The organism is Stenotrophomonas capsici (genome assembly GCF_034961085.1).
GTDB lineage: Bacteria > Pseudomonadota > Gammaproteobacteria > Xanthomonadales > Xanthomonadaceae > Stenotrophomonas > Stenotrophomonas capsici.
The window spans coordinates 945-12,473 of the sequence record NZ_JAYFUH010000258.1; the positions used below are offsets into that span (position 1 = coordinate 945).

The 11,529-nt window shown below is 68.4% G+C and carries 8 protein-coding genes and 1 pseudogene; 4 read left to right on the forward strand and 5 right to left on the reverse strand.

Annotation, left to right across the window (positions count from 1 at the left end):
• From VA603_RS18405 to VA603_RS18415, 3 genes and pseudogenes are all read left to right on the forward strand, one after another.
• A pseudogene (locus VA603_RS18405) lies at positions 1-877 on the forward strand (hypothetical protein); the annotation flags it as partial.
• 143 nt (positions 878-1,020) lie between these two features.
• The gene (locus VA603_RS18410; RefSeq protein WP_323439695.1) at positions 1,021-3,768 is read left to right on the forward strand and encodes a DUF6923 family protein; all 2,748 of its coding nucleotides are present in this window, start codon (positions 1,021-1,023) and stop codon (positions 3,766-3,768) included.
• A gap of 549 nt (positions 3,769-4,317) precedes the next feature.
• Positions 4,318-5,781 (forward strand): aminotransferase-like domain-containing protein, encoded by a 1,464-nt coding sequence (locus VA603_RS18415; protein WP_313255181.1) that lies wholly within the window; start codon positions 4,318-4,320, stop codon positions 5,779-5,781.
• A 9-nt stretch (positions 5,782-5,790) separates the two neighbouring features.
• Here VA603_RS18415 and VA603_RS18420 read toward each other — a convergent pair whose 3' ends face one another.
• From VA603_RS18420 to ubiK, 3 genes are all read right to left on the reverse strand, one after another.
• Positions 5,791-7,317, reverse strand: a complete 1,527-nt coding sequence (locus VA603_RS18420; RefSeq protein WP_323439696.1) for an esterase/lipase family protein — start codon at positions 7,315-7,317, stop codon at positions 5,791-5,793.
• A gap of 222 nt (positions 7,318-7,539) precedes the next feature.
• Entirely contained in the window at positions 7,540-9,057 is a 1,518-nt protein-coding gene (locus VA603_RS18425) for a YifB family Mg chelatase-like AAA ATPase (protein WP_323439697.1), read from the reverse strand.
• 10 nt (positions 9,058-9,067) lie between these two features.
• Positions 9,068-9,325 carry a ubiquinone biosynthesis accessory factor UbiK gene (gene ubiK / locus VA603_RS18430; protein WP_323439698.1) on the reverse strand — a complete coding sequence of 86 codons (258 nt, stop codon included), beginning with the start codon at positions 9,323-9,325 and terminating at the stop codon, positions 9,068-9,070.
• A gap of 179 nt (positions 9,326-9,504) precedes the next feature.
• Here ubiK and VA603_RS18435 point away from each other — a divergent pair, with 179 nt between their 5' ends.
• Positions 9,505-9,843: a P-II family nitrogen regulator gene (locus VA603_RS18435; protein WP_057635941.1), complete on the forward strand. Its 339-nt coding sequence runs from the start codon at positions 9,505-9,507 to the stop codon at positions 9,841-9,843.
• A 123-nt stretch (positions 9,844-9,966) separates the two neighbouring features.
• On the opposite strand, the gene VA603_RS18440 is transcribed toward VA603_RS18435, so the two are convergent.
• Both VA603_RS18440 and VA603_RS18445 read right to left on the reverse strand, forming a co-directional pair.
• Positions 9,967-10,629: an RIO1 family regulatory kinase/ATPase domain-containing protein gene (locus VA603_RS18440; RefSeq protein ID WP_132862600.1), complete on the reverse strand. Its 663-nt coding sequence runs from the start codon at positions 10,627-10,629 to the stop codon at positions 9,967-9,969.
• A 266-nt stretch (positions 10,630-10,895) separates the two neighbouring features.
• Positions 10,896-11,529, reverse strand: a 634-nt coding sequence (locus VA603_RS18445) for a spermine/spermidine synthase domain-containing protein (RefSeq protein WP_323439699.1), incomplete at its 5' end; no start/stop codon positions are given.

The window sequence follows — 11,529 nt, forward strand, 5'->3', positions numbered from 1 at the left end:
CCAGGTCAACGTGTTCAACGAGAGCCAGTACCTGAAGGCACCGAACGAAACCGGGCTGGCCCACACCTTCGGCATGGACTTCTATCCCGGCGTGGGCTGGAACCTGGGCTTCCAGCTGCAGGATGCGGAACTGGACCGTGGCGCCGGCACCATCAACCGGCGCGCGGTCAGCCTCAGCGGTGGCCGCACCTCGTCGGCCACGCAGTGGAGCAGCAAGCTGGAGTGGCGCAAGGACAGCGGCGCCGAGCGCCGCGTGCAGTGGGTGACCACCAACGCGTTGACCCACAAGTTCAGCGAGAGCCTGCGCATCGCCGCGCGCTTCAACTACTCCGACACCGACGACGCGCTGGATCCGCTGGCCGGGGCGAAGTTCATCGAAGGCAACCTCGGCTTCGCCTACCGCCCGTTCAACAGCACCCGCTGGGGACTGCTGGGCCGCTACACGTACCTGTACGACGTCTCCACGCTGGCGCAGGACACCAGCAGCGCCTACTACGACCAGCGCAGCCAGGTGTTGTCGTTCGAGGGCGTGTACCGCCCGCTCAACCACTGGGAATTCGCGCTCAAGGCGGCTCGCCGCGAGGGCGAAGTGCGGATGGGCCGCATGACCGGGGCCTGGGCCGATTCGGCGGCGACGTTCCTGGCTGGGCAGGTGCGCTATGGCGTCACCACCAACTGGCACGCACTGGCGGAATACCGCTCGCTGGCGGTCAAGGACGGTGGCCGCCGGCAGGGTGCCCTGGTGGGGCTGGACCGCGACATCGGCCGTAACTTCCGCGTCGGCGTCGGCTACAACTTCACCGACTTCAGCGACAAGCTCACTGATTTCGACTACGACCACCGGGGGTGGTTCCTCAACGTGGTGGGCAGCTACTGATGCGCGGACCGCTGGCGCGGCTGGCCCGCGCCATCCCTTCGGGAAGCACCCGCGGGCTTCCCGTCATTGAACCAAACCAAGCGGCGTGCGCCTGGCCCGGTGGCCGGGTGCGACGCCAGAGAGTCATGGGGGACAGGATCTTGATGAGTTGGAAGAAAGCCATCGTGGTGGTGGCGGCCGGTGTACTGGCTGGCCACGTCGTGCAGGCCAAGGCGCAGTTCGTGGTCAATGCCAGCTTCCGGAACACCACGGCGCCAGGCTGGTCGATCCCGAAGGTGGACAACGCCGGCACCGTGGATGACAGCAACATCCTCACCGGCGGCTACGGCGCAATCTCCGATACCAACACCAACGATGCCAACGGCAGTGGCTGGCTGCGCCTGACCACCAAGCGGCAGAACCAGGCCGGCGTCAGCCTGTACACCGGTTCGGGCTTCCCGTCTTCCAGCGGCGTGCTGCTGGAGTTCGACTACGTCAGCTGGGGCGGCGTGGCATCCAATGGCGCCGATGGCATCAGTGCGTTCCTGTACGACGCCAACGGCAGCATGGCCGGCGCCAAGCCGGGCGCGAGCCTGGGCTTCTGCCACGGCAACGGTGGGTACCTGGCGGTGGCGCTGGACGAATTCGGCAACTTCTCCAGCGACGCACGGACGGTGACCGATGCCTGCACCGGCATCACGCCGCACGGCGCCACCCGCCAGCCGCAGAGCATCGCCATCCGTGGCCCGGTCGGCAGCGGCAACCCCTACGTGGCCGGCCTGACCCTGCCCGGTGGGCAGACCCTGGACGTGACCGGCGTGACCTCGCGCCCGACGAGCAACCGGCGCGTGCGCCTGGTGCTGGTCCCCAAGGGCAGCGGCACCGGCTACCGGGTGAACGTGTTCTACGGCGCAACGCCGGAGACCATGACCCAGTTGATCAGCAATCAGGACTTCGCCTACGCGGCCCCGGCCAACCTGCGGTTGGGCTTTGGCGGCTCCACCGGCGGCTACGTCAACGTGCATGAGGTGCGCGAGGTGTTCGTGCGTGCCCCGGCCGACCTGGTGGTGACCAAGCAGGTGTCCACGCCGCAGGCCGCCAAGGGCGACCGGCTCAGCTACACCGTCACCCTGACCAACAAGGACATCAACGCCGTCGACGCGGGCAACCAGGCCCCGACGATCACCCCGGCCAACGCGGCGCTGTTCAGTGACAGCCTGCCCAGCCAGCTGCGCGACGCCACCTGGACCTGCAGCGCATCAAGCGGCTCGACCTGCCCGGCCGCCAGCGGCACCGGCAGCATCAGCACCAGCAACTACACGCTGGCCCCGGGCGGCGTGCTGACCTTCAGCATCACCGGCTACGTCACCGACAGCGCGCAGTGCAACGCCACCGTCAGCAACACCGCCGCAGCCGTGTTCCCGGCAAGCTCCGGTTTCTCGGACATGAACCCGGACGACAACAGCGCCACCGCCAACTTCACCGTGCTGTGCCCGGCGCCGTTTGCCACGTGCCCCACCGATGCCTTCGTCACCCGTGACAGCAACCTCTACACCATGGACCTGAGCACCGGTGCCATGAGCCTGCTCGGCACCAGTGGCCCGCTGGCCAACAGCGGCGTCAACGGCATCGGCTTCCGCCAGCAGGACGGCTACCTGTGGGGCTACTACAAGGGCACCGGTGCCGGCGACGTACCGCGGCTGGTGCGCATCGGCCAGAACGGCGTGGCCGACCTGCCGTTCGCCGCAGCGCCGAGCGGGCTGGGCTTCAGCGGACAGTTCGTCGTCGCCGACATCCAGCCGGGGACCGGCTACTACGCCGCCGCCAACGCCGGCAGCCTCTATTACATCAACGTGGCCACCAACGCCGTGGTCGGCTCGCCGGTGGCCACGACCGCCTTCGCGCAGTCCTCGGACATGGCCTTCCACCCGACCGATGGCAACATCTACGGCGTCAACAACACCACGGGGGGGGTGTTCCGGGTCAACTCCGCCACGGGTGCCAAGGTGGACCTGCCGCTGGCGCTGCCGCTGTCACCGGGCAGTGGTGGCTGGGGCGGCATCTTCTTCGACAGCGCGGGCACGATGTACGCCTACCGCTCGGGTGCGACCACGCCGCCGGGGCTGGTCTATCGGATCTTCAACGTCAGTGGCAGCGGCGGTGCGATGTTCTATGACGTGCTGGCACCCAATGCGCCCACCTCCAGCAACCTGGACGGCGCACGGTGCCCGGCCGCGCCGCCGCCGGCCCTGCCGCCGGTGATCGCGCTGAGCAAGACCACCACCGGCGCGACCGGTGGGCCGTTCTCCTTCGCGCTGACCAATACCCGAACCCATGCCAGCGGCCAGGTGACCACCACCAACGCCGGCACGCCGACGCAGGTGGACGCGGACGGCAACGCCGCCAACGGCGTGCAGCCCTACACGGTGGACGTGACCGCGCAGGCGGTGACCATCAGCGAGACGGTCGCCCCGGGCTGGCGGTTGGCGTCGGCGACCTGCCGGAACAGCCAGGGGACGGTGCTGGGTGCTCTCAACGGCAGCACCTACACGCTGCCGGCCGGCACGCTGGCCACTTCGCAGGTTTACCAGTGCGAGTTCGTCAACGAGCGCAGTGATGTCGACCTGTACATCACCAAGACCAACAACGCTGCCGCGGTGGTGCCGGGCACGCCGTTCGACTACACGCTTGTGATCGGCAACAAGGGGCCGCAGCCGGCGGACGGCGCGGTCGTGCGCGACCCGGCGGTGGCTGGCCTGGCGTGCAGTGCGTTGACCTGCACCAGCACTGGCGGCGCCAGCTGCCCGACACCGCTGACCGTGGCCGCGCTGCAGTCGACCACCGGCCTGACGATTCCCGGCCTGCCGAAGGACAGCAGCGTGGAGCTGAAGCTGCGTTGCAGCGCCGATTGAGCGCCACCGGCACCTGCGCATCGTGCGCAGGTGCCGACGTCCCGTTGCAAGGCTGCGATGGGACGAAGTGATCCATTGCTGGATCTGTGCGCGGAAGCGCGGCTATCGCCGGCATCCGGCGTGCTTTGTTGATGCCGCTGGCGTGAAAGCCAGATGAGACCCTTATCGGCCCTTGCCGCGCTTTGTGGCAGGGATGACACGCGACGACATCGTGCGTGGAGCGAGCGCCGTGCCGAAGGACGTTCAATGCGATGGCTGGATCGGTCCATGCAGATCCATGTCAGCACCGACATGTTCTGCAAGGTTTTCCACTGCGCCCGGCGTCGCATCTGGTACACATAAGAAGTCGCCTGTGCTGTCGCCCAACCGGGATGGAGCGTTGCGTTGCACGCTTCGCCCGGAGGTACAGTTTGCGACGACAGTAGCGGCGCGCTGCGATGCGGGCCCCGATGCTTCAGGCATCCATGGAGAGTCCGCTCGCCGACGGGCACATGCGGTTTGTCCGTCATCCCAGTGGCGCGATTGGACGCATCAGCCGTATGGACAACCATGACTGTCGACTACCCCCCTCTCTCCCTGGCTGAAAAAGTCGCTACCGATATCGGCCGGCAGATACTGGCCGGCGCGCTCAAGCCCGGTGACAAGCTTCCCTCCCTGCGCGAGTACGCCCGTTTGAACGGCTACTCCAAGAACACCGTGATCGCCGCCTTCGATCTGCTCAGCGAGCGCGCCCTGGTCGAACCACACCATGGCAAGGGCTTCTACGTGCGCGAAATGGCCGGGCTGGGCGAGCGCGATACCGACGAGGATCCACCGGCCTATAACCAGGCCATCGACACCATCTGGCTGATGCGCCAGCAGGCGGTGCGCGAACCCGGCCGCGCGCATCTGGGCGAGGGCTTCCCGCCGGTGGAGTGGCTGATGGACATGCGCGTGGACCGCTTCCACCGGCATATCGTCCGCTCCGGCGTGGCCAACCTGTTCCGCTACGGCAACCGCTACGGTCACCTGCCGCTGCGCCAGCACCTGGTCCGCCGGCTGGCCGGCTACGGCATCGAGGTCGGCCCCCGGCAGGTGGTGACCACCTTCGGTGCCAACCACGCCCTGGACATCATCATCCGCTGCCACGTGCGTCCCGGCGACACGGTGCTGGTCGAGGAGCCGGGCTACCACCCGCTGTACGGCAAGCTGCGCCTGCAGGGGGCCAACCTGGTGGCGGTGCCGCGGCGCGCCGATGGCCCGGACCTGGCCGTGCTGGAGTCCATCCTGCAGCGGAACAAGGTGCGCCTGTTCTTCATGCAGTCGGTGGCCCACAACCCCACCGGCACCGATATCTCGGCCGACGTCGCGCAGCGCCTGGCCAAGCTCGCGGCCGCGCATGACCTGCTGGTCGTCGACAACGATGCGATGGCCGACTTCAAGGCCAACGCCACGCCGCGCGTATCGGCGATGGCACAGCTGAAGAACGTCATCTACGTCGGCAGTTTCTCCAAATCGGTGTCCGCCTCGCTGCGGGTGGGCTTCATCGCCGGCGACAAAGCCCACGTCGAGGAACTGGCCGACATCAAGCTGCTGCTGCACCTGGGAGGCAGCGAGTACGCCGAGCGGGTGCTGGAGGCGATGCTGCGCGGGGGCAACTTCCTGCGCCACGTCAAACGCCTGCAGGATCGCGCCCGCGCGGCCACCACCAGGGGCCTGGAGGTGCTGCACGGCATGGGCGCCACCGTGTTCGCCGAACCGGCGCAGAGTCTGTACCTGTGGGCGCGCTTTGCCAACATCACCGACACCCACCAGTTGACCACGCGGTTGTTGTCGCGCGGCGTGGTGCTGGCCCCGGGCGCATTGTTCCAGCTGGATCCGGAACGGGTCTCGCCGTGGACGCGGTTGAACGTGGCCTACCTCAACGAGCCGGTGTTCGTGGACAGCCTCAACCAGGAGCTGGACCGGGCCGCGGGAACCGCGTCGCCGCTGGCACGCCCGGGGCTGTTCACGCCGCCGGAATGGGGCCGCTGAGCGCGGCCCTCATTGCCAGGCCGACAGGGACAGCTTCAGCTCGGCGGCAAAGCCCTTGGCCGAGCGCAGCGGCACCGAGAACACATCCGGTGCCTGCTGCACGATACCGATCGCTTTGGTGCGCGCGGCGTCGAGCTCGGCCTCGTTCTTCGGCCCGCCGGCCCACTGGTCATCGCTCCACACATAGCGCAGGCGCCAGCCGCCGCCATCGGCCGGCTTGGCGAACAGCACCAGCGTGTTGCGGAACAGGTGCTCGCCGGGGATGTGGTTATTCAGGAACAGCGCGCCATCGACCTCGTAGCCGGCATTGCATACCGCCAGGTCGATGGAGAAGGCGATCTCGCTGCCGGCCATGATCCTGCCGCTGTCCAGGAACACCGAGAACAGCACCGGCGAGCGCGCCTCGCGGCGCACGCTGCCGTCGGCATTGAACATCTCGTCGTAGCTGCGCCGGATGGCGCACTGGTTGGCCTGCGTGCGCGAGGTCAGCTCGTAGGTATACGCACCGCGCGGGGCGACCGTGGACTCGATGTAGTAGGAGGACTGGATCTTCTTGCCCTTGCGGCGCGCGGCCTCGATCTCGGGCGGGAAGGGCAGGGCGGTGATGTCCAGCTGCGCCGTGGCGCAGGTATCGCCGAACAGGAAGCGCACCAGGTTCTGGTAGCCCTCCTCGGAATTGACGATGCCGAAGTAGCCACTGTGGCTGCGGTTGACGAAGGCGCGTGGCGCGCCTTCCACGTAGGCATTGGCGATGCGCACCAGGCCATCGCTCAACGCACCCACCGCGAACGAGGACAGGCCATGCGCGGCGGCGTAGTCGCGGCTGTTGGTGCCGATCAGGCAGAACATGCGTTGCGGCGGGAACTCCGCCTTGCCCAGCGTGTTGACCTTGTCCTTGGGCACCTTGAGGTACTTGCCCATATTGGTGCGGTTGAAGTTGTTCAGGTCATTGATCGACAGCAGGTTGGGCAGGTTGATCCCGCCGACCTCGATGCCGTTGTGCGGGGTGGCGTAGGTGAACACCTTGTCGACCATCGCACGGGTCTGTGCACTGGCCACCTCCGGGTTCTGCAGCAGGCAGCGGCAGATCAGCCCGCCCATCGAATGGGCGACCAGGTAGACGCGGAAGTCGCGGCGCATGGCGGCGTTGTTGCCGCAGACGCTGTCACGCAATTCCTCGATGCGACGCCCCAGGCTGGTGGCGGCGTCGATGATGGACGGTGTCCGGCCATCGCCGAAGGCCGGGTCGGCCGGGTCGTAGTAGCGGTGGATGACGATGCAGCGCGGCGAGATGCGGTCGCGCCGCTCGGCCCCGAACTCGTACACGTCGCGGTAGTTGTGGTCCTTCATCAGCCGCACCAGCGGCGATTCGAACACGAACTTCACCACCGAGCCGTCCTGCGCCTGGCGCATCTTGGTCGAGCCTGCCTCGAAGCCCATGAACGGCGTGGACGTGGTTTCCACGATCTCGTCGCGGGTCATCGCATAGCCGCGCACGTAGATGATCGGGTAGTAGGGGCGTTCGATGCGTTCCATGGGACGGCTCCGTCGCTGCACGCGGGAATGGTGGGCGGATTGTTGGTCAGTTGCATGAATCGGGGAAGCGTCGCGTCTCACATGATCGCGTTTTCCCTGGCCCTCCCTGCACCGGGCGCGTCGTTGCGCAGGCCATTGCCGACCGTCACAGGCCCGCTTCCGCCGCTCCCGCAAGGGGTGGGGCCGTTGATCGCCCCTGACGCCCCCACGCCACACGCAGGACTACCGCCGGTCTCCCGCCGCGCTCCCGCGATCCAGCTGCCGGTACCCGATCGCCTCGGTCAGGTGCGACCGGTCAATCGCCGGCGCCCCCGCCAGATCAGCGATGGTCCGTGCCACCCGCAGGATGCGATGCATCGAGCGCGCCGACAGCTGCAGCCGTTCCATCGCCTGTTCGAGCAGGTCGTGGTCGGCCGCCTGCAACGTGCAATCGCGCAGGGTTTCCGATTGCCCCAGGTGCGCGTTGGCCTTGCCGGCCCGCGCCAGCTGCCGGTGACGTGCCTGCATCACCCGCGCACGCACGGTCGCGCTGTCCTCGCCCGGTGGTGCATCGCCGCGCAGTTCCGCCGGCGGCAGGCGCGGCACCTGCAGGTGCAGGTCGATGCGGTCCAGCAGCGGTCCGGAGATGCGCGCCCGGTAGCGGCGAATGGCTTCCAGCGGGCACCGGCAGCGGCCACTGGCATCCCCCACCCAGCCGCATGGGCACGGGTTCATCGCGGCGACGAGCTGGAACCGCGCCGGAAATTCCAGGCTGCGCGCCGCCCGCGACACGGTGACCGTGCCCGACTCCAGCGGTTCGCGCAGTACCTCCAGGGCCTGGCGGTTCCATTCCGGCAGTTCGTCCAGGAACAGGACGCCGTTGTGCGCGAGCGAGATCTCGCCGGGGCGCGGGTGCGACCCTCCACCCACCAGCGCCACCGCGCTGGCGGTGTGGTGCGGGGCTCGAAACGGGCGCTGGCGCCAGTGCGCCGGATCGAAGCCACGCCCGCTCAACGAGGCGACCGCCGCGGTCTCCAGGGCCTCGGCTTCGCTGGCATCGGGCAGGATGCCGGGCAGGCGTGAGGCCAGCAGCGTCTTGCCGCAGCCTGGCGAACCCAGCATCAGCAGGTGGTGGCTGCCGGCGGCGGCGATCTCCAGGGCACGCCGCGCCTGCTGCTGGCCGCGCACATCGGCCAGGTCCGGCTGTGGCGAAGGCGTGGCCATCGGCACGCTTGCCTCCGGCAACGCCTTGGCGCCGCTCACGCCGGCGCAGACCTCCAGCAGGGTGCGGGCCACCTTCACCTGCGCATGCCGCGCCAGCCCCGCTTCGGCGGCATTGCCTTCGGCGACCACCAGCGTGCGCTGCGCCTGCGCGGCGGCAATCGCCGCGGGCAACGCGCCGTCGACCGCGCGCAGCTCGCCGGTCAGCGCCAACTCGCCGATGAACTCATGTCCGGCCAGTGCATTGCGGTCGATCTGGCCGCTGGCGGCGAGGATGCCCAGGGCGATCGGCAGGTCGAAGCGGCCGCCGTCCTTGGGCAGGTCGGCCGGTGCCAGGTTGATGGTGATGCGCCGCGCGGGATACTCGAACTGCGCGCAGAGCAGGGCGGCGCGCACGCGGTCACGCGATTCGCGCACGGCGGCCTCGGGCAGGCCGACGATCTGGGTCGAAGGCAGGCCACCGGACAGGTGGACCTCCACCCGTACCGGGGGCGCGTGCACACCCGCGCGGGCGCGGCTGTGCACCAGCGCCAGGCTCATCGGGCCCGGCTCAGGCGGACGGGGTGTCGGTGCGGCTTTCCAATGCGGTGACGGCCTGTTCCAGCGCCTCGAGCTTCTCGCGGGTGCGCAGCAGCACGGCGCGCTGCACCTCGAACTCCTCGCGGGTCACCAGGTCCAGTTTGCCCAGGCCGGCCTGCAGGGCGCTCTTGAAGGTGGCCTGCAGCTCCTCGCGCGATTGACGCAGGCCCGGCGGTACCAGGTCGCTCAGGCGACGGGCGAGTTCGTCGATGTGGTTCAGGTCGATCATGGTGGGTCTCCGCAGGAATTGGCCGAGCCTAGTGGGTCGGCGGCGTGCGGCGCATCGGGGTCCGTTATGGCAGGCGGTAAGGATAGTCCGTAATGCCCATGCCGGCACCTTGGCCGGGGTGGCCAAGCGCACCGGCGTAGAGGGTATCCTTCGGACAGATAACCCGAGGGAAGCGACCGATGAAGATGATCATGGCCATCGTCAAGCCGTTCAAACTGGACGATGTGCGTGAAGCGCTGGCCGAGCGTGGCGTGGCCGGCATCACCGTCACCGAGGTGAAGGGGTTTGGCCGGCAGAAGGGCCACACCGAGCTCTATCGCGGTGCCGAGTACGTGGTCGACTTCCTGCCCAAGGTGAAGATCGAAGTGGCGGTCACCGACGCCCAGGCCGACGAAGTGGTCGAGGCCATCGTCAAGGCCGCCGGTACCGGCAAGATCGGCGACGGCAAGGTATTCGTCTACGACCTGGGCAGCGTGGTGCGCATCCGTACCGGCGAAGTGGACGCCGACGCGCTCTGAGCCACCGCGCAGGCCGGGACGCCATCCCGGCAGCGCATCGCCGGGGAGGGGGCTCCGGCTCCCGGTTCCGCCCGGAACCAACGCATCAGGCCCCATCACGCCAGGGCTGCACGCCCCGGGTGGTCACTCCTGGCCCTTGATCCGCCGGTACAGGCGCTTCCACGTACCGCGAATGGCCTGCACCCAGCCCGGCTCGGCCAGCAGGGCCACCTGTTCGGCGCTTGGCCGCTGGCCGGTCAGGCGCTGGCGCATCTTCACCAGGTTCTTCATGTCGCTGCGGCGCAGCTGGCGGCTGATCGGCCCGTTGCGCAACCAGCGCGGCGAGCGCCACGCCGAGGTGAAATCCAGCAGCACCGGCACACCGGCGCTGACCACCACGTTGGTGCCATGCAGGTCGTTGTGGGTGATGCCGGCGGCATGCAGGCGGCCGAGCGCGTTCTGCAGCTGGTCGAAGACTTCCTGGGTGACGCCCTGCACGCCGGCGCTGAGGGTATCGCCGGGGATGAACTCCATGCCCAGCGCCAGGCCGCCCAGGGTGCCCAGCAGCGCCGGCGCATGTTTCCAGCCCTTCAGGCGTTCCAGTACTCGGGCCTCGCGGCGGACCAGCAGGCGCGCGACCGGCGCCAGCGGCGTGCCACGGTAGCGGCGGTAATCCTTGACCACGGCCGGCCGGCCATCGAGCTCGGTGCGGTAGACGTCGGGCTCGAGCAGGCGTTCGCCGCGCTTGAGCAGGTTGGGGGTGGGGACGACGGCATGTTCACCGTCAAAGGCGGGCAGGGAATTCATGGCAGACCTTCCTGACGCGGCGTGGGCGCGGAAAGCGTCGTGAACTGCCGGTCTTCGGGGTGATTCGTGTTGAGTGGCCGAATTATAAAACTGAACAGTCCACGAATTGCTGAATGTAAAAAAAATGTAGGAATCGCGTGACGGAAAGGATCGTTGCGCTGGTTGGCTTGCAACACTGCCGGGCCTTTGCGCTCGCCATCGCCACAAACGAAAAACCCCGCGCCTTGCGGGCGCGGGGTTGGGTCACCACGGCGGGCCTGGGTGGCTTAGTCGCCCAGTGCCTTGGCCACGAACGGCGGGCTGACCAGCACGCCGGTGTGCAGCGGGGCGGTGTAGTACAGCGTGTCGAACGGCTTGGCGGCCGCATCGGCCTCACGGAAGCCGAAGCCGAAGCCGGCCTGCTTGCTGGCCACGGTCACCGACCACCAGCCGGTCGGGTAGCACGGCTGCGGGAACGGCAGGGTCTTGAACGACTGGAAGCCGGCCTTGCCCATTTCCGCGCGCATATCCTTGATCAGGTCCAGCAGCGCCAGCGGCGACTCGCTCTGCTGCACCAGCAGGCCGTCGTCCTTCAGGGCGCGGAAGCAGCTTTCGAAGAAGGCCTTGTTGAACAGGCCTTCGGCCGGGCCGACCGGGTCGGTGGAGTCCACGATCACCACGTCCACGCTGCCCGGGGCGCAGTTGGCCATGTAGGCCACGCCGTCGTCGAACAGCAGCTCGGCGCGCGCGTCACCGTTGGATTCGCACAGTTCCGGGAAGTACTTCTCGGCCATGCGGGTGACCTGCTCGTCGATGTCGCACTGGGTGGCGCTCTCCACGCCCGGGTGCTTGAGCACCTCGCGCAGGGTGCCGCAGTCGCCGCCGCCGATGATCACCACGCGCTTGGGCGCGGTGTGGGTG